This window comes from Shewanella sp. Choline-02u-19 (genome assembly GCF_002836205.1).
Taxonomy (GTDB): Bacteria; Pseudomonadota; Gammaproteobacteria; order Enterobacterales; family Shewanellaceae; genus Shewanella.
Map to the genome: position 1 here is coordinate 1,265,209 of NZ_PJBE01000013.1, position 24,029 is coordinate 1,289,237.

21 protein-coding genes are annotated in these 24,029 nt (G+C 42.6%); 9 read left to right on the forward strand and 12 right to left on the reverse strand.

Going from position 1 to position 24,029, the window contains the following annotated elements:
* Positions 1-158: 158 nt before the first annotated feature.
* The 3 genes from CXF83_RS12285 to CXF83_RS12295 all read right to left on the reverse strand — a co-directional run bounded on the left by CXF83_RS12285 (position 159) and on the right by CXF83_RS12295 (position 1,454).
* Positions 159-359 carry a CPXCG motif-containing cysteine-rich protein gene (locus CXF83_RS12285; protein ID WP_101090253.1) on the reverse strand — a complete coding sequence of 67 codons (201 nt, stop codon included), beginning with the start codon at positions 357-359 and terminating at the stop codon, positions 159-161.
* A 1-nt stretch (position 360) separates the two neighbouring features.
* Entirely contained in the window at positions 361-1,098 is a 738-nt protein-coding gene (locus CXF83_RS12290) for a pteridine reductase (protein ID WP_101090252.1), read from the reverse strand.
* 101 nt (positions 1,099-1,199) lie between these two features.
* Positions 1,200-1,454: a hypothetical protein gene (locus CXF83_RS12295; protein ID WP_101090251.1), complete on the reverse strand. Its 255-nt coding sequence runs from the start codon at positions 1,452-1,454 to the stop codon at positions 1,200-1,202.
* A gap of 288 nt (positions 1,455-1,742) precedes the next feature.
* Here CXF83_RS12295 and thrS point away from each other — a divergent pair, with 288 nt between their 5' ends.
* From thrS to rplT, 4 genes are all read left to right on the forward strand, one after another.
* Positions 1,743-3,671: a threonine--tRNA ligase gene (gene thrS / locus CXF83_RS12300; RefSeq protein ID WP_101090250.1), complete on the forward strand. Its 1,929-nt coding sequence runs from the start codon at positions 1,743-1,745 to the stop codon at positions 3,669-3,671.
* 3 nt (positions 3,672-3,674) lie between these two features.
* Positions 3,675-4,217 (forward strand): translation initiation factor IF-3, encoded by a 543-nt coding sequence (infC, locus tag CXF83_RS12305; protein ID WP_101090249.1) that lies wholly within the window; start codon positions 3,675-3,677, stop codon positions 4,215-4,217.
* Between the two features lie 87 nt (positions 4,218-4,304).
* Positions 4,305-4,499: a 50S ribosomal protein L35 gene (gene rpmI, locus CXF83_RS12310; protein WP_005503401.1), complete on the forward strand. Its 195-nt coding sequence runs from the start codon at positions 4,305-4,307 to the stop codon at positions 4,497-4,499.
* Between the two features lie 18 nt (positions 4,500-4,517).
* Positions 4,518-4,877 (forward strand): 50S ribosomal protein L20, encoded by a 360-nt coding sequence (gene rplT / locus CXF83_RS12315; protein WP_012142467.1) that lies wholly within the window; start codon positions 4,518-4,520, stop codon positions 4,875-4,877.
* Positions 4,878-5,221: 344 nt separating this feature from the next.
* Here the strand turns inward: rplT and trxB are convergent, their stop codons facing one another.
* Positions 5,222-6,175 (reverse strand): thioredoxin-disulfide reductase, encoded by a 954-nt coding sequence (gene trxB, locus CXF83_RS12320; RefSeq protein ID WP_101090248.1) that lies wholly within the window; start codon positions 6,173-6,175, stop codon positions 5,222-5,224.
* 265 nt (positions 6,176-6,440) lie between these two features.
* On the opposite strand from trxB, the gene CXF83_RS12325 reads away from it, so the two are divergent.
* From CXF83_RS12325 to CXF83_RS12335, 3 genes are read left to right on the forward strand one after another with little or no spacing between them, the layout of a single operon-like run.
* Positions 6,441-7,568, forward strand: a complete 1,128-nt coding sequence (locus CXF83_RS12325) for a M14 family metallopeptidase (protein WP_101090247.1) — start codon at positions 6,441-6,443, stop codon at positions 7,566-7,568.
* A gap of 36 nt (positions 7,569-7,604) precedes the next feature.
* On the forward strand, positions 7,605-7,922 hold the full coding sequence (locus CXF83_RS12330) for a zinc ribbon domain-containing protein (protein WP_101090246.1): 318 nt from the start codon (positions 7,605-7,607) through the stop codon (positions 7,920-7,922).
* Positions 7,919-8,200: a YeaC family protein gene (locus CXF83_RS12335; RefSeq protein WP_101090245.1), complete on the forward strand. Its 282-nt coding sequence runs from the start codon at positions 7,919-7,921 to the stop codon at positions 8,198-8,200. The genes CXF83_RS12330 and CXF83_RS12335 overlap by 4 nt, the downstream gene beginning before the upstream one ends.
* Before the next feature lie 67 nt (positions 8,201-8,267).
* On the opposite strand, the gene ansA is transcribed toward CXF83_RS12335, so the two are convergent.
* Positions 8,268-9,284 (reverse strand): asparaginase, encoded by a 1,017-nt coding sequence (ansA, locus tag CXF83_RS12340; protein WP_101090244.1) that lies wholly within the window; start codon positions 9,282-9,284, stop codon positions 8,268-8,270.
* Positions 9,285-9,403: 119 nt separating this feature from the next.
* Positions 9,404-11,245: a signal peptide peptidase SppA gene (gene sppA / locus CXF83_RS12345; RefSeq protein ID WP_101090243.1), complete on the reverse strand. Its 1,842-nt coding sequence runs from the start codon at positions 11,243-11,245 to the stop codon at positions 9,404-9,406.
* A gap of 155 nt (positions 11,246-11,400) precedes the next feature.
* Between sppA and CXF83_RS12350 the strand changes: the two genes are divergently transcribed.
* The gene (locus tag CXF83_RS12350; protein ID WP_101090242.1) at positions 11,401-13,416 is read left to right on the forward strand and encodes an oxidoreductase; all 2,016 of its coding nucleotides are present in this window, start codon (positions 11,401-11,403) and stop codon (positions 13,414-13,416) included.
* A 421-nt stretch (positions 13,417-13,837) separates the two neighbouring features.
* On the opposite strand, the gene yfaE is transcribed toward CXF83_RS12350, so the two are convergent.
* From yfaE to ubiG, 5 genes are all read right to left on the reverse strand, one after another.
* Positions 13,838-14,191 (reverse strand): class I ribonucleotide reductase maintenance protein YfaE, encoded by a 354-nt coding sequence (gene yfaE, locus CXF83_RS12355; protein WP_101090241.1) that lies wholly within the window; start codon positions 14,189-14,191, stop codon positions 13,838-13,840.
* The gene (gene nrdB / locus CXF83_RS12360) at positions 14,181-15,311 is read right to left on the reverse strand and encodes a class Ia ribonucleoside-diphosphate reductase subunit beta (protein WP_101090240.1); all 1,131 of its coding nucleotides are present in this window, start codon (positions 15,309-15,311) and stop codon (positions 14,181-14,183) included. Before nrdB ends, yfaE begins: the two co-directional genes overlap by 11 nt.
* Before the next feature lie 73 nt (positions 15,312-15,384).
* Entirely contained in the window at positions 15,385-17,673 is a 2,289-nt protein-coding gene (gene nrdA / locus CXF83_RS12365; protein WP_101090239.1) for a class 1a ribonucleoside-diphosphate reductase subunit alpha, read from the reverse strand.
* A 401-nt stretch (positions 17,674-18,074) separates the two neighbouring features.
* Complete coding sequence (locus tag CXF83_RS12370) at positions 18,075-18,770, reverse strand: HAD family hydrolase (RefSeq protein ID WP_101090238.1); 696 nt, start codon at positions 18,768-18,770, stop codon at positions 18,075-18,077.
* On the reverse strand, positions 18,763-19,473 hold the full coding sequence (gene ubiG / locus CXF83_RS12375; RefSeq protein ID WP_101090237.1) for a bifunctional 2-polyprenyl-6-hydroxyphenol methylase/3-demethylubiquinol 3-O-methyltransferase UbiG: 711 nt from the start codon (positions 19,471-19,473) through the stop codon (positions 18,763-18,765). Before ubiG ends, CXF83_RS12370 begins: the two co-directional genes overlap by 8 nt.
* Positions 19,474-19,765: 292 nt before the next feature.
* Here ubiG and gyrA point away from each other — a divergent pair, with 292 nt between their 5' ends.
* On the forward strand, positions 19,766-22,465 hold the full coding sequence (gene gyrA / locus CXF83_RS12380) for a DNA gyrase subunit A (RefSeq protein WP_101090236.1): 2,700 nt from the start codon (positions 19,766-19,768) through the stop codon (positions 22,463-22,465).
* A 103-nt stretch (positions 22,466-22,568) separates the two neighbouring features.
* Here the strand turns inward: gyrA and CXF83_RS12385 are convergent, their stop codons facing one another.
* The gene (locus tag CXF83_RS12385) at positions 22,569-23,714 is read right to left on the reverse strand and encodes a serine hydrolase domain-containing protein (protein ID WP_101090235.1); all 1,146 of its coding nucleotides are present in this window, start codon (positions 23,712-23,714) and stop codon (positions 22,569-22,571) included.
* Between the last annotated feature and the right edge of the window lie 315 nt (positions 23,715-24,029).

The following is a 24,029-nucleotide window of genomic DNA, read 5'->3' on the forward strand; positions in this document are numbered from 1 at the left end:
GGAGGCGCTTAACGAGTGCAGCCGACGTTTAAAGCAAATGGCAAAGCCCTTAGCTCCAATCCCCATCTTGTCTACAGGGCTTTAAATTCCTGCCGAATGGTCAAACTTTTAAAGCAACTGGATCAATGCGCTGTTTGACTCACAAACAGTACATTGAGCTAATAAATTTGTTCGTCATCGGAATCGATATAAAGTTCGATTGTCATTCGCGATTCATCCAGATGCATCCGCATATGAATGGGGTTGCAACATACTCTGCAATCTTCGTAGTAATCTTGATCACCGCCAGTCGCATCAATATTGAGATGTTGATGATGTCCGCAATGTGGGCATGAAATGGTTTTATTGATAAATCGCATATTAAACTCCCGTAAATCCGACTGCGCTTCGTCCTCCATCTACTGCAATAATCTGCCCTGAGATATAAGGAGCGCTGACTAAATGAGATATCAACTTAGCAATGTCGTCCGGCTGGCCAAGCTTAGCTAAGGGAATTTCTTTTAAGACATGGTTTTGAGAGTCATCATTAGATTGTTCTGGCCAGAGGATTGCGCCTGGTGCCACTCCATTTACGCGGATATCAGGTGCGAGTTCTTGTGCCAGCGAAAGCGTTGCCATCTCAAGTGCTGCCTTTGATATAGAGTATAGTCCATGATCTTTCAGCGGGCGCTTAGCATGGATATCAATTAAGTTGATTATGCAGCCTCTTTGCTCTTTGAGTGTCGGCGCAAATTGCTCGGCTAAAAAGTAGGGCGCTAACAGGTTTGTGGCAAGTAGTTGTTGTGCTGCTAAGTAATCCGTTTCACCTAGGGGAGTAGGGGTGAACTCTGACGCATTATTAACTAATACTGCTAAGGGTAATGCCAATGCGTTTACGTTGACTATAAATTGTTGTAGTTCAATCTGGTTGTTAAGTTCGGCCTGCATAATTTGTGCAGAGTTAGGCCTTGTCGCATTGAGTTCAGAACACAGTGATAGCGCGTCGTTATAAGATTGGCTGTAATGAATTAATATGTTGAACCCATCGTGGTGAAGCTGTTTAGCAATACAATGTCCAATACGTTTTGCTGCGCCGGTGATGAGTGCCCATTTATTCATAACGCTTTTCCATAAAGTTGTTTGCTATATATAAGGTATTATGGCCTTATCATAAGACATCACACAATCTAATACTGGGTTTAGTATTGATATCGATTGTGCTACTTCGCGACATTATACGTTGTGACCGCCATGCTGCTTAATGATGTCTTGTTTGCTAATTGAAGATAGCTCCCTTGCTCTGTGGCAACGATATTTTCGGTTAATGCCTTTGTCATGTACACCATAGTGTTAGTTAAGTCTGTTTCTATCTCGACGATTAGTTGTGCTTTGTTGATTGTTTGTGATGGTACCTGTGGGCTTTCAGTATATCCGGCTTGCATTAGCGTTGCGGTCAATAACATTAGCTTAATCATAACGTCCTCCTTGTTTAAGACGCGGCTAGATTAACGACTAAAAATGAAGCTGAAGTTACAGTCAGCCTTTATCACTGATGATATTCCCCTGATGTTTTTAATGGTTTGAATAAGAAAAACTAATCTCAAGGTAAAACTTGCATCCACCCATGGCTATCACTTAGAATCACGCTCTTACGCGTCGGAAAACATAGACTCCTGTACGGTCTTGTCCTGGCTGCGTTTTAACTCTTAATTATTAAACCCAAGTGGCCCTACGTGGGGGTCACCACTGGAAAAGGAAAATTCATGCCTGTAATTACACTTCCTGATGGAAGCAAACGCGAGTTTGCTCAACCCGTTTCTACTTTAGATGTTGCTGCCGATATTGGTCCTGGTCTGGCGAAAGCTTGTATTGCCGGACGTATTAATGGTGAGCTGAAAGACGCTTGCGATATCATTGATACCGATTCAGAGCTTTCGATTATCACAGCTAAAGATGAAGAGGGTGTAAAGATCCTTCGCCACTCTTGTGCACATTTGCTCGGCCATGCATTTAAGCAGCTTTGGCCTGACGCTAAAATGGCGATCGGTCCTGTTATCGACAATGGTTTCTATTATGATATCGACTTAGATCATAAATTGACCCAGGAAGATATTGATGCGCTAGAAAAGCGTATGACCCAACTTGCAAAAACTAACTACGCTGTTGATAAACGTGTTGTTAGCTGGCAAGAAGCGCGTGATACCTTTGAAGCTCGCGGTGAAAGCTATAAAATTGCAATCCTTGATGAGAACATCAGCAAAGATGCAACTCCAGCGCTTTATCATCATGAAGAATATGTTGATATGTGCCGTGGTCCGCATGTACCGAACATGAGATTCTGCCAGAACTTTAAGTTGATGAGTGTAGCTGGTGCCTATTGGCGTGGTAACTCAGATAACAAAATGCTGCAACGTATCTACGGTACAGCATGGGCAGACAAGAAAGCACTTAAAGTGCACCTTAACCGTTTAGAAGAAGCGGCTAAGCGTGACCATCGTAAAATTGGTAAGCAGCTAGATCTTTACCATATGCAAGAAGAAGCACCTGGTATGGTGTTTTGGCACAACGATGGCTGGAGTCTATACCTAGAACTTGAAAAGTTCATTCGTCAAAAACTGGGTCAATACACTTATCAAGAAGTTAAAGGTCCATTAATGATGGATCGAGTGTTGTGGGAACGTTCAGGCCATTGGGATAAATATTCCGAGGCAATGTTCACCACTAGCTCTGAGAATCGTGAATACGCCATTAAGCCGATGAACTGTCCTGGACACGTTCAAATATTTAATCAAGGCCTTAAGTCTTATCGCGATTTGCCATTACGTATGGCTGAGTTTGGTTGTTGTCATCGTAATGAGCCATCAGGTTCACTGCATGGCTTAATGCGTGTTCGTGGCTTTACGCAAGATGATGCACATGTTTTCTGTACTGAAGATCAAGTTCAGCAGGAAGTTAGCGCATGTATTCAAATGGTGTATGACACATACGAAACATTTGGCTTTAAAAATATCGCCGTTAAGCTTTCTACTCGTCCTGAAAAACGTATTGGTGATGACGATATGTGGGACCGAGCTGAAGAAGCCTTAAAGCAAGCGCTTACAGCTAATGATATTGAATTTGACATCCTACCCGGTGAAGGTGCTTTTTACGGACCTAAGATCGAATTCACATTACACGATTGTTTAGATAGAGCATGGCAGTGCGGTACTGTACAATTAGATTACGCATTACCTGGTCGTTTAGGTGCAACTTACGTAGCGGAAGACAACAGTCGTCAAACGCCCGTAATGATCCACCGAGCCATTCTTGGTTCATTAGAGCGCTTCTTGGGTATTCTTATTGAAGAGTACGCCGGAAAATTCCCAGCTTGGTTAGCACCTCAACAAGTTGTCGTGATGAATATTACTGACAAACAGTCGGATTATGCTGAAAAAGTTGTCAATTCATTAAAAGAATATGGAATTCGTGCAACTAAAGACTTGAGGAATGAGAAGATAGGCTTTAAAATACGTGAGCACACGTTAAGGCGTGTCCCTTATTTATTGGTCGTTGGTGATCAAGAAATAGAAAATAAGGAAGTCGCGGTGCGTACCCGAGAGGGAGTTGACTTAGGTAAGATGCAAATCGAAGAATTTGCGACTAAGCTCAAGAACCAAATTTCGCTCCGTAGTCTCAATTTGTTGGAGGAATAGGTCATAAAGATCAAAAAAACTGCAGGGCGCCAGGCGGCCCCGAATAGAATAAACGAGCTCATCACTGGTGTTTCAGAAGTCCGTCTTAACGGTCTTGACGGTGAGCAATTAGGTATCTTGACTATTAGTGAAGCACAGGAAGTTGCTGACGAAGCAGGTGTTGATTTAGTAGAAATCAGTCCTAATGCTGAGCCGCCGGTTTGCCGTGTAATGGACTACGGTAAGTTCCTTTTTGATAAAGCGAAAGCTCAAAAAGAACAAAAAAAGAAGCAAAAAATTGTACAGGTGAAGGAAATTAAATTCCGTCCCGGTACAGATTCGAACGATTATCAGGTAAAACTACGCAACCTGACTCGTTTTCTAGAAGACGGCGACAAAGCGAAAGTAACGCTTCGTTTCCGTGGTCGTGAGATGGCTCACCAAAGCCTAGGTATGGATCTTTTGAACCGTATCAAAGCTGATTTGGAAGCAATTGCAGTCGTGGAGTCCTTTCCAAAAATGGAAGGTCGCCAAGCTGTCATGGTTCTCGCACCGAAAAAGAAATAGTAAGGCAATTGAAAGTAGCAGGGTCTTTTTATTAAGATACCTGTTCGCCTTGCGTTTTATTAATTGTCCCAATGCGGAGTTTTAGCAATGCCTAAAATGAAAACAGACAAGGGTGTAGCGAAGCGTTTTAAGAAAACCGCCAATGGTTTTAAACGTAAGCAAGCCCATTTACGTCACATTTTGACCAAGAAGAGCACTAAGCGTAAACGTCACTTACGTGCTAAATGTTTAGTATCTAAAGCTGACATGCCTGCTATTGCACGTCAACTACCTTACGCTTAATTAAAGGAGCAAAGAACAATGCCTAGAGTTAAGCGTGGTGTAACCGCTCGTGCTCGTCACAAAAAAGTACTCAAACTAGCCAAAGGTTATTACGGAGCTCGCTCACGTACTTACCGTGTTGCAAAGCAAGCCGTAACTAAAGCTGGTCAATATGCTTACCGTGACCGTCGTCAGAAGAAACGTCAATTCCGTCAACTTTGGATTGCACGTATCAATGCGGCTTCTCGTCAAAATGGTCTGTCTTACAGCCGTTTCATTAATGGTTTGAAAAAAGCCTCTATTGAAATCGATCGTAAGATCCTGGCTGACATCGCTGTTTTTGATAAAGTTGTATTTACAACTTTAGTAGAAAAAGCAAAAGAAGCTTTAGCTAAGTAATTAGCTGTGATTCTTGTAAAAAGGGAGCCTTAGGGCTCCCTTTTTTGTATCTGAAATTTGTCCCGTCTTGAGAATAAGTTGACGTTTTAGAGACTGATTGATGAAATCTTTAAGTTCCATCAGCAAAAGCGTACACAAGGTGAGCACACTCTGGACTTAGCAGTGGTTTTGCTTAGGCCTGCAGAAAAAGGCGAACTGACCTAGGTACCGTGATAATTAAGCTAAACATTAGATTATCACCACAAACGTCTTATCTTATCGCGGTACTCATTATCTGACGCTTTTGGTTAATTACAGATACAAAAAAAGCAGGCTTAAAGCCTGCTTTTTATCGAAACTACCAATTACTTCTTGGCGTCTAAGTAACGCTCAGCGTCAAGTGCGGCCATACAGCCTGTACCCGCAGATGTAATCGCTTGGCGGTAATGTTGATCCATTACATCGCCAGCAGCAAATACGCCTTCTATGCTTGTTTGGGTAGCGTTGCCATTAAGGCCACTTTCTACTTTGATATAACCATTGCTCATCTCTAGCTGGCCTTCAAACATACCAGTATTTGGGCTGTGGCCAATGGCGACGAATACGCCAGCCACTTCTAAATCCTTGATGACACCATCTTTAGTGCTCTTCATCTTAAGACCGGTAACGCCCATCGCATTACCAACAACTTCATCGAGAGTGTTGTCTAGGTGTAAGATGATATTGCCGCTCGCCACTTTATCCATCAGACGCTTAGTTAAGATTTTTTCACTGCGGAAACTATCACGACGGTGAATAAGGTGCACTTCAGATGCAATGTTACTGAGGTACAGTGCTTCTTCAACTGCAGTGTTACCACCACCAATAACAGCGACTTTCTGGTTACGATAGAAGAAACCGTCACACGTTGCGCAAGCTGATACGCCACGGCCTTTAAAGGCTTCTTCAGACTCAAGACCTAAGTACATCGCTGATGCACCTGTAGAGATGATGAGTGCATCACAAGTGAACTCGCCGTCATCACCTTTTAACTGGAAAGGGCGGACGTTTAAGTTAACTTCATTGATGTGATCAAAAATAATTTCAGTATCAAACTTTTCTGCATGCTTTTGCATACGTTCCATTAATGCTGGACCGGTAAGATCATCCGCATCACCTGGCCAGTTTTCAACTTCTGTCGTTGTCGTAAGTTGCCCACCTTGCTGCATACCTGTGATCATGACAGGTTTTAGGTTAGCACGAGCGGCATATACTGCTGCAGTATAGCCAGCAGGGCCTGAACCCAGAATAAGTAAGTTACAATGTCTAGCTTGGGTCATTTGTTTCTCCGTTCTTTTACGAATGCAATGTCTATCAAGGGGGATCAACCCCTCTATCTCTATCAATTGCAGCGATTGTATGGAATTTAAGGTTGTGGGTAAAGCTCTGTATTGAGAGAACACTGCAACGGAAAGCTTACACAGCGTCGATTTTTAGGGGTTTTTACACTGTTTAGGCTGCTCCTTATCACATTTTGGTTTATTCTATAGCGCAAAGATTGAAATCGAGCTGGATCACAGCCTAAAACAGTAGAAAGGAAGTGTTATGCGTATTAGCGCGAATTTTGATGGCGGAAACATAGAAGTAATCAATGCTGACAATAAAGACGATGTGCAGTTGGCCATTCGTCCCGATGAAGGTGGAGAGTTTTTTCAATGGTTTAATTTCAAACTCGATGGTGTTGTTGGTACTCAGTACACGCTTAATATTGTTAATGCGGACAAAGCTTCTTACGTTAAAGGTTGGGATGATTACCAAGCTGTAGCGACTTACGATAGACAAAACTGGTTTAGATTGCCGACGACGTATCAAGACGGCAAGTTAACTATCTCAGTCGATCTTGATTGTGATGCAATTCAAATCGCTTATTTTGCGCCATACAGCTATGAGCGTCATCAAGACTTATTAGCGGCCGTACAGGTACATCCACAAGTCAGCTTAGAGCATTTAGGCCTGACATTGGATGAACGTGATATGACGCTCATCAAAGTCGGTGACGGTGACGAAGAGAAAGCCAATATCTGGATCACAGCGCGTCAGCATCCTGGTGAAACTATGGCTGAATGGTTGGTTGAAGGATTAATTAACAACCTGCTTGATAGCGATTGCCCAACGGCTAAATCACTTTTAGACAAAGCTAACTTCTATATTGTGCCAAATATGAACCCAGATGGGAGTGTTCGAGGGCATTTGCGCACCAATGCGGTAGGAACAAATCTTAACCGTGAGTGGCAGTCTCCCTCTTTAGAGAAAAGCCCTGAAGTATTTTATGTGGTTAATAAAATGAAAGAGACGGGTGTTGATCTTTTCTATGACGTGCATGGCGATGAAGGCTTACCGTTCGTATTCCTTGCCGGCTGTGAAGGTGTCCCAGCCTATACCAAAGAAGATGCAGTACGTCAGCAAGCATTTGTAGATGCATTACAAATGGCGAGCCCTGATTTTCAAACTGAATTTGGATATGATAAAGATGCGCCGGGTCAAGCCAACTTAACCGTTGGTTCTAACTGGGTGGCACATACGTTTGGTTGTCTTTCTAACACGTTAGAAATGCCATTCAAAGACAACGACAATATGCCTGATCTTATGGCTGGTTGGTCGCCTGAGCGCTGTATTTACCTTGGTGAAGCATCGTTGATTGCGATGAACGCTGTGGTTGATAAATTAAAGTAAGTTGTACGTTTATTAAATGAGTATTGAGGGGAGTAAATGGCATTAGTTAAGTGTCCTAGCTGTGGTGAACGCATTTCAAGCATGGCTAAAGAGTGCTCGCATTGTAAAGCTAGCATTTCTGCCAACAATGAAAGCCTGCAAGTGATTAGTCATATAAAGCGCTCTAATCAGTTAATGAATCAGAGCTTTTTGGCATTAACGTTATTTATTGGCGGCGTAGTCACTTGGTTTTGGGGGGGAGAACCTGCAGAGGGGACCCGTTCTATTATTGCTGTGTCTGCTTTTACACTGGGTTTTGTTGGCTACTTGGTTACCCGAATGCAAATCGTGCTACATAAACGGAAAAGAGTATGACCGATATAAATAAAGTCATTGATGATATGCCGACTGAAGTTTACCAGCGCTTACTGAGTGCGGTAGAGCTGGGTAAGTGGGAAGATGGCACTGTGCTAACACAAGAGCAGCGTGCGTCGACTCAACAGGTCGTTATGCTTTATCAGGCTAGAAAGCTTACACAAACGGAACACTTCACTATTAACAGTGAAGGTAACGTAAACGAGCTCTCTAAGTCAGAATTAAAGAAGCAGTTCAAAGGCGAGACTATCGCTGAGTTCCAAGAAAAAGAGCTGTAGATTAACACTAAAAGCCCTGTGCTAATTTATTAGCGCAGGGCTTTATCTATTTCTAGAGGCTGATGGTCTAATCTTGGGTTAACTCACCTACAATGGATACTTGCATGGCTTTTCGGATGGCATCAGGGGTGAGATCCGTTGATAATAAATAATGTAGCTTAGCCAGTGCAGCTTCTGTCGTCATGTCGTAGCCGCTGATAACCCCTGCCGATGCAAGTGCATTACCCGTCGCATAACCGCCCATATTGACTTTACCTTGCAAACACTGGGTTAAATTCACCAGTACAATCCCACGCTCGTGTGCATCACGCAGTGTTTTAAGTAACGCGGGTGTTTGTGGTGCATTGCCAACGCCAAAGGTCAGCAATATCAGCGCCTTTACAGGTTGCTGTAATATATTGGCGAAGATTTCTGTACTAATACCAGGGTAAAGAGTCACGACACCTATCGGTTGTGGACTGATATTAATCACATTAAGTGTTTGGCTCGGATTATCCTTTGCGAGTTTACCTGCATGCCAGCGGATCTTAATTCCAGCTTCTAATAATAATGGGAAATTCGGCGAAGCAAACGCATTAAAGCCGTCAGCATGCGCTTTAGTCGTACGGTTGCCTCTAAACAGTTTGTTATTGAAGAATAAGCACACTTCATCGACAGGATAATTTGCTGCGATATAGAGCGCATTAAGTAAGTTAGTTTGTCCATCGGAACGTAACTGTGCCAGTGGGATCTGTGAGCCGGTAACAATAACGGGTTTAGATAACCCTTGTAACATAAACGATAAAGCAGATGCCGTATACGCCATGGTATCGGTACCATGCAAAATCACGAAGCCATCGTATTGGTCATAATTGGCTTTGATATCATTAGCGATCATCTGCCAATCAGTCGGTGCCATATCTGATGAGTCGATTAGGGGAGAGTATTCACTGATGACAAAGTCTGGCATTTCTTCATGGTAAAACTCAGGCATTGCTTTGATACATCCAGTCAAAAATCCTGCAACAGGGGCAAAGCCTTGTTCAGTTTTTTGCATACCAATAGTACCGCCCGTGTAGGCTACATATATACAGCGTTTAGTCATGTTGGTTTTGATTTTGTTTTTGAACACAATGGGATGATTATAAAGGTGTGGATATAATAAAGCCCAGTAAAACTGGGCTTTATTTAATAAAACTTTAGTGAGTGATAAAGCTTTATGACTTAGTCACTGCAAGTATCACAGTAAAGATAGACACCATTTGGATCATCAAACGTCTGCAATGTCTGAGCAACTGTTGAAAACTGACCCAAAAGTTGTTCAATTAGCGTGGTTTTTACCAAACTTTGTGGCATGTATACCGACGCGCTAGCAAACATCTCTTGTACAAACAGATCTTGCGGTGATAGCTCTTGCTCAATCACTTCGGTATCAAAATGTTCGATTGATGCCATATCCGCTGCTCGCGATACTGCGTCTTGTAGATCACCGAGTTCATCTACCAGACCAAGCTCAAGTGCCTTACGGCCAGTCCAAACACGGCCCTGTGCAATACTATCTACTTGCTCAAGGCTCATATCACGCTCTTTAGCGACTAATGAAATGAAGTCGTTATATCCGCGTTCAATATGGCGCTGAATAATAGCACTGATCCCTGGAGAAAGACCTTTAGTGACAGAAAATCCTGCCCAGTCAGAAGTTGCAACACCATCGGTATGGACACCTATGCTCGCAAGCGAGTCTTCAAAGGTGGTGACCATTCCGAAAATGCCGATAGAGCCTGTCAACGTTGTTGGGGTGGCGTAGATATAATCTGCACTGGCTGATATCCAGTATCCACCGGACGCTGCATAGCTGCCCATACTGACAACAACAGGTTTATTGGCTGTTTTAAGGGCTAATACTTCTTGGCGGATCTGCTCTGATGCGAATGCACTGCCACCAGGACTATCAACACGAAGTACCACGGCTTTAATGGAATCATCAAAACGTGCTTTACGGAGCAACTTAGCGGTGCTTTCTCCGCCAATCTGCCCAGCAGGTTGCGCGCCATTCATGATCGTGCCTTTGGCAACGATGATGCCGACTTTATTGTCTGATAAAAGCAGTGGATGACTTGCCGTTACAGAAAGGTAATCATAGAAATCGATCTGTTTGAATGACTCACCATCGGCAGATTCACCGACGGCATCAACCATGCTCAATCGAAATCCTTCCGCTGTTTTAAGGTTATCAACCCAATTCATATTCAGCGCCATTTGACTAGACTGACCTTCCGCTTTGTCTAACTGGGCTAAATAGTCCTCTGCGCTCAAAGATAGACTCGTTGCAGGGATATCTCGGTTTTGTCCAACCGTAGTACTGTAGCTTTCCCATAAATCATTTAATAAGGTTAAGTTAGCCTCTTTAGCTGCGTCTGACATGTCATCACGAATAAAGGGTTCTACTGCAGATTTAAATGTACCGACGCGGAAGACATGAGCTTTAATTTTAAGCTTGTCTAAGGCTGACTTAAAATACTGGCGGTAACGACCTAAGCCTTCAATTTCAACGCTGCCCTGTGGGTTTAAGGTGATGCTATCTGCAAAGCTGGCGAGGAAGTACTGATTTTGTCCGTACCAATTTGCGTGAGCAACAATGGGTTTACCCGATTCTTTAAAGTTGTTTAAGGCATCACCAATCGATTGTAGCTTACTCATGCCTGTGCCACTAAGGTGGCCTAAGTCGAGTACTAACTGACTGATCCGATTGTCAGCAGCGGCATTGTTAACAACATCAATGACATCTGCTAATAGGATCTCGCCACCAGCATCTTTACCATTACCACTTTTCATTGCCGCTTCAAAAGGGTCTACATGGCGTTTTTGATCAACGATTGCTCCAGAAAGGTTCAGCACCAGTGCTGAACCATCTTCTACTTTTATGCTTTCTTCACCGCTTAATACTACGATGAGTGCGATGACAATACCGAAAAAGAAAAGGTTTAAAAATAGTTTTCTTGTGCCGTTGATTACATTCCAGCTAAGTAGGAATATCTTTTTAAATATTGAGGGTTTAGCGGGCATCAGCCACTCCTTTGAATCCGAATTATGACAATGCTAACTGAAAACAGTCTCGAAAGGAAAATTCAATTGTAAAGGAATCTAATCACTCACTTATTGAGCTTATGGTTTACACAATGTATGCTGAATTAAATCACTTGTTTAAAAAGGACGTTTGAATGTCGTTTCCGCATTTATTAGAACCCTTAGATCTGGGCTTTACCCAGTTAAAGAACCGTGTGCTGATGGGCTCAATGCATACTGGTTTGGAAGAAGAAAAGGGCGGTTTTGAGAAACTGGCAGTGTTTTATAAAGAGCGTGCACAAGGCGGAGTAGGTCTTATCGTTACCGGCGGTATTTCACCTAATCTCCGTGGGCGGTTGGCGCCTAATGCTTGTCAGTTGAGTTTTCCATGGCAGGTAAAGAAACACACTATCGTCACTAAAGCAGTGCATGACGCCGGCGGTAAGATATGCATGCAACTACTACACGCGGGACGTTATGGTTATCACCCATTCTCGCAGGCCCCGAGTAAAATAAAATCTCCGATTACCCCTTTCACACCATCTGAAATGTCTACAAGACAAGTAGCCGCAACGATTAAAGACTATGCAACCAGTGCTGCACTGGCTAAAAAAGCAGGTTATGACGGCGTAGAGGTGATGGGCAGTGAAGGTTATTTGATAAACCAGTTTGTTAGCTCTCGCACCAACAAGCGTACAGATAAGTGGGGCGGTGCATTTGAAAATAGAGCACAGTTCCCTGTTGAGATCGTAAATCAGATCCGCGCCAAAGTGGGCACTGATTTTATTATCATTTTTAGATTGTCTATGCTTGATCTGGTTGATAATGGCTCCACTTGGGATGAAGTTGTACAACTTGCAAAACGGTTAGAAAGCGCGGGTGTAACGATTATAAACACCGGCATAGGCTGGCATGAAGCGCGTATTCCGACCATTGCCACTAGCGTACCTCGCGGCGCGTTTGCATGGGTGACGGAAAAGCTGATGAAAGAGATGTCTATTCCGCTTATCGCGACTAATCGCATTAATACACCCGAGATAGCAGAATCTATTATTGCGTCGGGCCAAGCAGATATGGTGTCGATGGCTAGGCCTTTCTTAGCCGATCCTGAATTTGTAAATAAAGCTGAAGCTAACACACCTGAACTTATCAATACTTGCATTGGCTGTAACCAAGCGTGTCTTGATCATAGCTTTGCGCTTAAACGAGCAACCTGTTTAGTTAACCCACGTGCTTGCTATGAAACCGAGCTTAACTTCACCCCAGCGAACATTAAAAAGCGTATTGCGGTAATGGGCGCAGGCCCTGCAGGGATGGCGTTCTCAGTATATGCGGCGACTAGAGGTCATGAAGTGGTTTTGTTTGAGGCAAAATCTGAAGTCGGTGGACAATTTAACTTAGCCAGGAAGATCCCTGGCAAAGAGGAGTTCGACGAGACCATTAGATATTTTCTAAACCAGATAAAACTGCATAAGATTGAACTGCGTCTAAATACTCGACTCGATGCTAGTGTCATTAGAGATGAAAAGTTTGACGAAATAGTGATGTCATCGGGGGTTAAACCGCGTCCGCTTGATTTACCTGGTTTCGATAGTGAAAAAGTGGTTGATTACCAACAAGTACTCAACGGCGAAGTTGAAATTGGACAGAAAGTTGCTTTGATTGGTGCTGGCGGTATTGGTTTTGATATGGCGCACTATTTATGCGAAGAAGAATCCTCTACGTTAAACCCAAATAAATGGTTAAAGCAGTGGGGTATCGATAAAGAATACCAAACTGCAGGTGGCTTAACAGAGCCTGTTCTCGATGAAAAGCATCGTGAGGTGGTGTTACTGCAACGTAAAACCACAAAAATGGGTAAAGGATTGGGTAAAACAACGGGCTGGATCCACCGTTCAGTATTGAAGCAGCATAAAGTGGTGATGAAAACCGGCGTATCTTATGAAAAGTTTGATGATGAAGGGCTGCATATCACCGTTAATGACAAGGCTGAGGTGTTAGCAGTCGATAATGTTGTACTCTGCGCGGGTCAGGTTTCAAATACTGCACTGCTTGAAGAGATGAAGTCTACGGGAATTCCGGTTCATCTGATTGGCGGAGCTGACGTTGCCGCTGAACTTGATGCCAAGCGTGCTATACGCCAAGGTGCGGAGCTCGCTATCGCTCTTTAAGCGAACCGTTCAATATTCCAATAAAAGCCTGTTTAGTTCAATACGCGAACTAAACAGGCTTTTTTGTCATTGATGTTTTGTGTTTAGATAACAAGTTAAAGATTAATATTTTCCAAAATAATGAGGCTGCTAGTGGTTATTGCAATAGGTAGTCATTTAACCTCCTAATTCCTACGCACGAGAGCATACGGAGAAGTAGAGGGAGTCGGGTATTAGCGGGGCATGTTAGGTTATAGAAAGCTTGGAGGAGTCTATAGTTTGATATGTCGAGCATTGATGAAGCTCTAGTGTTCACTGGTGCATACTAACGGAGTGTTTAATGTCTGGGTAGGGTAGTGCGTTATGCACTGAAATAAATGAACTGCAGAGATTAATGACATAAAACTGCGGTCATGACTCTCTGCAATCTAAACTGTTGCTGTTAATCTATAGATTCGTGAGTTTCAGGTTGCTTACGTTTGGGTGCTCTAACAACGACTTCCGCACCTTCCCCTGAAAGTTCTAAATTTATATCGGTCGTTGGAATACAACAACATGGCAGACATTCGTCTGCTTCTAATGTCACTAGCGGTTCAGTTATATAGCTAACGGAACCACTAATCACTTTAGTTTTGCATTGCCCACAAAATCCATTTCGGCATTCAGAAAAAGTCTTCACTTTTTTCTGCTCTAATGCTTCAAGCAAGGTCAGGTGCTGTTGATTAAACAACAGCACCGGTTGGCCTTGTAGGCTAACGATGGGGGCTTTTTTTAAGCTGAGATGCTTAAAGGTCAAAGTCTAAAAACTCATCTTCATCAATAGAAGAATCGATTTGGCCAACTAAGTATGATGAAACTTCAACTTCTTGAGGTGCCACCTGAACCGCGTCACTCTCGAGCCAGTTCTTCATCCATGGAAGTGGGTTAGTTATCTCAGCGTACGGTGATTCAAAGTTAACTGACTTCATACGTTCGTTAGTAATGTACTCGACGTACTGACAAAGGATGTGTTCATTTAAGCCAATCATTGAACCGTCTTTGAACAGGTATTTAGCCCACTCTTTTTCTTGCTCTGCAGCTTTGACAAAAATGTCGATGGCAGTTTGCTTGCACTCTTTAGCTATCTCTGCCATTTCAGGATCATCTTTACCTGCATGCATGATTTTTAAAATGTGTTGCGTGCTGTTCAAGTGCAATGCTTCATCGCGGGCAATTAGGCGAATGATTTTTGCATTACCTTCCATAACGTTGCGCTCTGCAAATGCAAACGAGCAAGCAAAACTAACATAGAAACGAATGGCTTCAAGCACGTTAACAGACACCATACATAAGTAGAGTGCTTTCTTTATTTCTCGCTTAGTGACTTCAACAGTTTCGCCATTAATTTGATGGCTACCTTCACCGTGTAAGTGGAATGCTTGGCTAAGTATGATGAGCTCGTCGTAATAAGCTGCAATGTCAGTTGCTCGCTTAAGGATCTCTTTATTCTCAACGATATCGTCAAAAACAACCGATGGATCATTAACGATATTACGGATGATATGAGTGTATGAGCGCGAATGAATCGTTTCTGAAAACGACCATGTCTCAATCCATGTCTCTAATTCAGGCAGAGATACTAACGGTAAAAATGCGACGTTGGGTGAACGTCCTTGAATTGAATCAAGTAGAGTCTGATATTTTAAGTTCGAAATGAAAATATGCTTTTCATGCTCAGGCAGTGCAGCGTAATCTATTTTATCTTTGCTGACGTCAACTTCTTCAGGGCGCCAAAAGAATGAAAGCTGTTTTTCAATCAGTTTTTCAAATACTTCATATTTCTGTTGGTCATAACGCGCAACGTTAACTGACTGCCCAAGAAACATAGGTTCAAGCAGTGCATTGTTAGGTGTTTGACAAAATGTAGAATAGGCCATTTTTCTATCTTCCGATAATGGGGGCTTTGCCCCCTTTAATTAACGTTTAATACTCATGAATAACTGCTCGAGACTAGATTTTACATGCGCCGCCTTCGCAGCTGTCATCTTCTACTTCAACGGAAGTAATGTCATCATGATTATCTGAAGCACCATCACGAGTATTGTGATAGTAAAGTGTCTTCACACCGTATTTATAAGCAGTCAATAAGTCTTTCAGCAGTACCTTCATTGGCACTCTTCCACCCTCAAAACGAGATGGGTCGTAGTTGGTGTTAGCTGAAATAGATTGATCAACAAACTTCTGCATTAAACCGACTAACTGTATGTAACCATCGTTATTAGGCATCTGCCACAATAGTTCATAACTATGCTGATATTTTTCAAAGTCAGGAACAACTTGCTTTAATTGACCATCTTTACTGGCTTTAACGCTGATGAGACCGCGCGGTGGCTCAATGCCGTTAGTGGCGTTAGAGATCTGCGAAGAGGTCTCTGACGGCATTAATGCCGAAAGGGTAGAGTTACGCAGTCCGTGAGTTTTAATCTCTTCACGCAGCGTTTCCCAATCCATATGCAATGGCTCGTCACAGATTTTGTCCAAGTCACGCTTATAGGTATCGATAGGTAAGATCCCTTTCGAATACGTGGTTTCGTGGAACGCTGGGCAAGCCCCTTGCTCTTTAGCCAAGTTCATTGACGCTTTCAATAGATAGTACTGGATTGCTTCAAATGTCTTATGGGTAAGACCATTTGCTGAACCATCTGAATAGCGCACACCTTCTTTCGCGAGATAGTTAGCGAAGTTGATAACTCCGATCCCTAAAGTACGACGATTCATCGATGCTTTTTCAGCAGAGATAATCGGATAATCTTGATAGTCTAATAAGTTATCCAGTGCTCGTACGGCAAGATCTGCCAATGGCTCTAGCTCTTCAAGCTTTTTAATCGCGCCTAAGTTCAACGCTGAAAGCGTACAAAGGGCAATTTCACCGTCAGGATCATTGATGTTGTTCAATGGCTTAGTCGGCAGCGCTATTTCTAAACATAAGTTAGATTGACGGATTGGCGCTACTTTTGAATCAAATGGACTGTGCGTGTTGCAGTGATCCACGTTTTGAATATAGATACGACCCGTAGAGGCACGCTCTTGCATCATCAATGAAAACAGTTCAACGGCTTTAATTTGTTGCTTACGGATACTCTCGTCAGCTTCATATTTAAGGTAGAGACGTTCAAATTCATCTTGATCTTCAAAGAACGCATCGTACATGCCAGGCACATCTGATGGGCTGAACAAGCTAATCATGCCACCTTGGATAAGGCGCTGGTACATCAGCTTATTAATTTGCACGCCGTAATCTAGGTGACGAATACGGTTGTCATCTACGCCACGGTTATTCTTAAGTACCAGTAACGATTCAACTTCTAGATGCCACATAGGGTAGAAGAGGGTGGCAGCACCGCCGCGTACGCCGCCTTGTGAGCACGATTTGACAGCGGTTTGGAAATACTTATAAAACGGTAAACAACCGGTGTGGAATGCTTCACCACCACGAATAGGGCTACCTAGCGCGCGAATTCGACCGGCATTCACACCAATCCCAGCTCGCTGAGAGACGTATTTAACGATTGAAGATGCAGTGGCATTAATTGAATCTAAGCTGTCACCACATTCAATTAGCACGCAAGAGCTGAATTGGCGTGTTGGTGTACGCACACCCGCCATAATCGGTGTGGGTAGTGAAATCTTAAACGTCGATGTTGCATCGTAAAAATCTTTTACGTACTTAAGACGTGTTTCTTTTGGATATTTAGCAAATAAACACGCAGCAACCAAAATATAAAGAAACTGTGCACTTTCATAAATTTCATGAGTGACACGGTTTTGAACTAAATACTTACCTTCTAACTGCTTAACGGCTGCATAAGAGAAGTTCATGTCACGCCAATGATCAATGTAGCTACCTAATATATCGATCTCTTCGCGGCTATAGTCCTGCAGTATGTGGGCATCGTACTTGCCCAGTTCTACTAAGTGAACGACATGTTCGTAAAGTTTTGGTGGTTCAAACTGACCAAACGCCTTTTTACGAAGATGGAAAATGGCCAATCTTGCAGATAAAAACTGATAGTCAGGTGACTCGGGGGAAATTAAGTCTGCAGCGGCTTTAATGATAGTCTCGTGGATCGCTTCAGTTGGGATCCCTTCGAAAAACTGTAGGTGAGAACGTAGTTCAACTTCAGACACCGAGACATTAGTCAGTCCCTTTGCCGCCCATTCAATAACACGATGGATTTTTTCGAGATCGATTGTCTCACGTTCGCCACTGCGTTTTGTGACTGTCATATTACTATTCATTAAAGATAAACCTTGGTTCTTATATTGATGAAAGTGACCTGCATAGGTGCACCGTACATTTCCCTGTAAACAATCCAAACGAAACCGTAAAACAGTGGCTTCCAATTTATTGACACAAACTGCTAAATAGTGTCTCTGATTGCCACTTACACACAATATATGGTGTTTTTAAATTTCTTAGGTACAAGATAGTGAGGTTCGGGGTTATTTGCAAGTACGAATTCTGGGAACAAGTTGTGGATATCTTGAGGATAATTTTGACAGTTAGTAACAGCTAACCCTTAAAGCTTGTTTTGATTTGGGTTCCTAGCGGAAGATGAATATTTATACAGCCAAAAATGGATTTGAAGATCGCAGGATCCTTGAGCGATCTTCACTTATCAATATACTGATAATATAACTCAGTCATTAAGCTGAAGCGTGAACCATTTCATCAGCTCATCTGAGTTAGCAAAGCAAATGTCAGTTGGCCAGGCATTAATATCATCGTTGGGCGCGATATAACCCCACGCTGCTAAGCCAGCTTGCATATTGGCTGCTCGAGCAGCAACCATGTCTCTTTCTGCATCGCCCAGATAAAGAATATGTTGGCAACTTACACCGATTTGCTGAGCCGCCAGTAGCATAGGGGCGGTATGAGGTTTTGAATAAAGTGTTGAATCGCCACTCACAATGGCAGGCATCTGTTTGTCTAGGCCTAATTTAATCAGCAGTGGCCGAGTAAAACGAGCAGGCTTATTGGTGACCACGCCGTAGGGAATATCATTAAGCTTTAACAAGCTAAGAAAAGGCCACAGCCCAGGGAATAAGTCACAGTTGTTACCATTAACCTTTTCATAATTCTCTAGCAGCGCCAATTGTACTTGTCGTTGAATATCATCATTGGCATTAGGAAGTGCAGCGCGAACCATGGCTAAGCTGCCATGAGATGCGTGATTACGCTGTTGACTTAAGGTGACTGTCGAGTAACCAAATTGGGTCAGGCTGATATTTAGCGCATCAACCATATCCGGAGCGGTGTCTGCAAGTGTGCCATCAAGATCAAAAAGCACCGCTTTAATGGCACGGTGCTTTGTAGAAGGGTTACTGTCAGTCATTCTTTACTGTGGTAATCATATAATTGACTTCTAAGCTTTTAGTATACTTAAACACATCCGTAATAGGGTTGTAGGTTATCCCTACGGCATCATTACAGATAAGCTCGGCGTTATCCGCAAGTGCAATGAGTTCAGAAGGCTTAATGAACTTTTTGTGGTCATGAGTGCCAACAGGTAACATTTTCAGCAAATATTCTGCGCCGAGGATTGTTTCGACATAAGCTCTCATATTTCTATTAATAGTAGAGAAGAAAACAAAGCCACCCGGTTTTACCATATCTGCGCAGGCTTGGATCACTGAGCTTGGATCGGGTACATGCTCGAGCATCTCCATACACGTAATGACATCATATTGTTGTCTGTGCTCATCGCGATGATTTTCTGCGGTGTTCTTTATATAGTTTACCGAGACACCCATTTCTAATGCATGTAAACGAGCGACGTCGAGTGGCTCATCACCCATATCTAAACCGGTCACGTTTGCGCCGATACGCGCCATGCTTTCAGACAAGATACCGCCACCGCAACCAACATCAAGTACGTTCTTGCCAAAAATGCCACCAGCGGTTTGATCTATATAATTGAGGCGAAGTGGATTTAAATTGTGCAGAGGCTTGAATTCACCGTTTAGATCCCACCAAGTGGCGGCCATTTTTTCAAATTTAGCAATCTCTTCAGGATCGACATTATGATTGTTTTGCACTATTAATTACCTCAGATCGATTAATTCGTCTTTTGTGCTCATTATAATGATTAGTGCCAATAAACAAAGCGGATATCGCGTCGTTTCTCAGGAATCATTAAAAGTGACCAAAAAATACACTTATGCCTTGATTTTAATCAATAGTATTGCCTATTACTTCATATAGTAAATGAATGCTGTATTGGGTCTAGCGCCGTCAAATAACTGTGTTAGAATGCCAAATCACGTTTTCAAGCATGACTATTCTTATCTGTAAGGATTGCGTGCTAAATTTCAAGGGATCGAGCGGTTTATGACTGATCTGGCTTCATCTATAACACCAATTAATATTGAAGACGAATTAAAAAATTCATACCTAGATTACGCCATGAGCGTAATTGTAGGACGGGCACTGCCCGATGTTCGTGATGGCTTAAAGCCTGTTCATCGCCGCGTATTGTTCGCCATGAGTGAATTGAAAAACGACTGGAACAAGCCTTATAAAAAGTCTGCTCGTGTCGTTGGTGACGTTATCGGTAAATATCATCCACATGGTGATACAGCGGTATATGACACTATTGTTCGTCTGGCACAGCCATTCTCAATGAGATATCCACTTATCGATGGCCAAGGTAACTTTGGTTCTGTCGATGGTGATGCTGCGGCAGCAATGCGTTATACCGAAATCCGCATGGATAAAGTTGCGCATCAATTATTAGCGGATCTTGAAAAAGAGACTGTTGACTTTGTACCTAACTATGATGGTACTGAGTTTATTCCTGCTGTATTGCCTACGCGCATTCCTACGTTACTTGTTAACGGTTCATCAGGTATTGCGGTCGGTATGGCAACTAACATTCCACCTCATAATATGAGTGAAGTGATTGCAGGTTGTTTAGCGCTGATTGAAGATCCGGCTTTATCAATTGAACAGTTGATGGAGTACATTCCTGGTCCAGATTTCCCTACTGCAGCAATCATTAACGGTCGTAAAGGCATTATTGATGCTTATAACACGGGCCGTGGTCGCGCCATTATGCGTGCCCTTGCTGAAGTCGAAACCGAAGAGAATGGACGTGAGCGAATTATTGTTCATGAAATTCCTTATCAAGTTAACAAAGCGCGCTTAATCGAAAAGATTGCAGAGCTTGTTAAAGATAAAAAGATTGAAGGCATTAGTGGCCTACGTGATGAGTCTGATAAAGACGGCATGCGTATTGTCATTGAGATCAAGCGTGGTGAAGTAGGCGAGGTTGTACTTAACAACCTATATGCTCAAACACAAATGCAGTGCTCTTTTGGTATCAATATGGTTGCGTTGACGAATGGTCAGCCAAAACTATTTAACCTTAAAGAGATGCTAGAGTGCTTTATCCTTCACCGTCGTGAAGTGGTTACTCGTCGTACCGTATTTGAACTTCGTAAAGCACGTGAAAGAGCTCATCTTTTGGAAGCTCTCGCCGTTGCACTTGCAAACATTGACCCTATTATTGCGCTAATTAAAGCGTCACCTACTCCTGCTGAAGCCAAAGTTAAGCTGATTGCACAGGGATGGGAGCTCGGTCATGTTAAAGGCATGCTCGAAAAGGCCGGTGATGATGCTGCTCGTCCTGAATGGTTAGAACCAGAATATGGTATCCGTGATGACAAGTATTATCTGACTGAGCAACAAGCACAAGCCATCCTTGAGCTACGTCTGCACCGTCTAACGGGTCTAGAACATGACAAGATCATTGCTGAATATGAAGAGCTACTTGAAGTTATTGCAGCGCTACTTCTTATTCTAAGCAGCCCACAACGTCTGATGGAGATCATCACTGAAGAGCTTCATGAAGTATTAGAGAACTTTGGTGATAAACGCCGTACGGTTATCAATGCTAACGAAGTTGATATGAGTCTTGAAGATCTTATTAACGAAGAAGATGTTGTTGTTACGCTTTCTCATCTTGGTTATGCGAAATACCAAGTGTTAAGTGATTATCAAGCGCAGCGTCGTGGTGGTAAAGGTAAAGCAGCAACTAAAGTGAAGGACGAAGATTTCGTTGAAAAGCTTTTGGTTGCCAATACCCACGATACGATTTTATGCTTCTCAGATTTTGGTAAGATGTACTGGCTTAAGGTTTATCAATTACCACTAGCAAGCAGAACTGCTCGTGGTCGTCCAATTGTGAACCTGCTACCGTTATCAGAAGGTGAGCGCATCACTGCAATCTTGCCTGTACGTGAATACGCAGATGATAAGTACATTATCATGGCGACGTCACACGGTACGGTTAAGAAGACAGCGTTAACGGCATACAGCAATCCACGTGCTAACGGTATTATCGCGGTGAACCTTAAAGATGGCGATCAGTTAATTGGTGTAGATATTACCGATGGTAATGACGACATCATGCTGTTCTCTAATGAAGGTAAAGTGGTTCGCTTCAACGAGAAAGCGCGGAATGCAGAAACGGGTGAAGTTAAAATTGATCCGGAAACCGGCGAAGAGATTATCGCGTTACGTGCTATGGGGCGCACTGCTACCGGTGTTCGCGGTATTAAACTTGAAGCAGGCCAGTCTGTTGTATCATTGATTGTACCTAAAGAAGATGGTGCGATTCTAACGGTGACAGAGAACGGTTACGGTAAACGAACTGCGTTATCTGAGTATCCGGCTAAGAGTCGTGGCACTAAAGGTGTGGTTTCAATTAAAGTCAGCGACCGTAATGGTGCTGTAGTTGGTGCTGTGCAAGTTGGCGACAATGATGAAATCATGTTGATTAGTGACAAAGGCACCTTAGTGCGTACTCCGGCTACTGGCGTATCAAGTATTGGTCGTAATACACAAGGTGTAACGATTATCCGTACTGCTGATGACGAGAAAGTTGTTGGTCTCCAGCGTATTGATGAGATACAAGATGAAGATGTTGAGCTTGATGAAGAGGGAAACCCAATCATCACTGAAGCGCTTGATACCGAGGCTACAACTGAAGCTCCAGCGACAGATGAGAAACCTGAAGACGACGCATAACGCGGTTGTTTAAGTCAATAAAAAGGATGCCAATTGGCATCCTTTTTTAGTTCTGTTGTTTATACATTTTGTTTAATACAATCAAGATGATTTATGGCCTGCATTACTTTTGCTGTTTAAATACGTCGTGCCAAAAGGTAGCACTTAATTTTGCGATGACTCTAGACTCACCATTCAATAGCATCACCATGCCAATATTGAGCTCTGGTGAATAGGAAATTTCAGCGACGTAACCTGCAACCCAACCCGCATGATAAATGAGTGGGCGACCGTCAAACTCATAAACTCGCCAACCTTTACCATAATGTGCATCATCAAGATAAGTCTTCCAATCTCGACGGCGGAGTTCTTTTGTGGTTTTAACCCCTGGTGTCGTTACATCTGCAATGACACCAGGAGATAACACCGAGGGTCTTTCTCCTAAGTTAGCGATTAGCCATTTGGACATATCCGTAATACTGGCGTTTACACCGACAGCAGGAGCCAGTTTGTAATAGTTAGCTTTAACTTTTACTTTTTTAAAACCTGACTTTGTCTTTACATGTGGCTCAGCTCTATTGCTTTCTTGTTTGAAAGCTTCAAAACCCACAGAGGCTGTGTTCATGTTTAATGGTCTAAATATTCGTTCATTGATGTAACTCTCATAGGTTTGTCCGCTTTTTTGTTCAATAGCGGCCTCGATGAATGAAAAAGCCACATTTTGATAGCTGTAACACACACCTGGTTTACACATAGGTGTTAATTCAGAGAACTTACTAATAATTTTTTCTATGTTCACGTCAGCATTAACTAAGTTATCGTAGCTATTAGGCATTAACCCCGTGCTTTGGCCAATAATATGTCCTAAATTAATTTGCTTACTACCATTGGGATCCGCTAATGAAAAGGAGGGAAGGTAAGCGTTTATCGATTGCTTCCAATCCAATTTGTTTTCTTGAACCAACATACTCGCGAGAGAGCCAGCAAAGGTTTTTGATACTGATGCTAATCTAAATACGGTATTCGCATTAACGTTTAGTGAGCCTCCTTTACTGCGCTTCCCGTAGTAGCTGAGCTTTAATATCTTGTCGCCTTCGACAATAACAAATGCACCACCAGGCACTTTTCTCTTTTTTAATTGACTATGAAAACTCTGTTTGAACTTGTCTGATACCGTGTCAAATTGCGAGGCTTGTACTTGTTGAGTGTTTAGCAAGGCACTTAAAGATAATGAGATAGTGCCGAAGAAAAAGGCTGATTTTAAAAACATGTAAATATCCAGTTGACCATTTATTTGTGTTATTTCAATTAAAAGTGAGACTTCCATGAGCGCTGAGTAACAATTGATAACGACTAAAATATTTAGGGGTATATTGCTAATATTCAAATTTTTATTAGTCGACTCAACATGTAAACTTAAGTCATCATTAAAGGAACTCAGCTAAATTTATCGTGCAAACGGTGTAAAACAGTACGATGAATAAGCAACAATGTTCACCTCCACACTCTTATATAAGATTACTATTGTTGTTCAAAAAGCAGGACTTTACTAGTGATTACTGATTTTGTTTTAGCGTAAAATAAC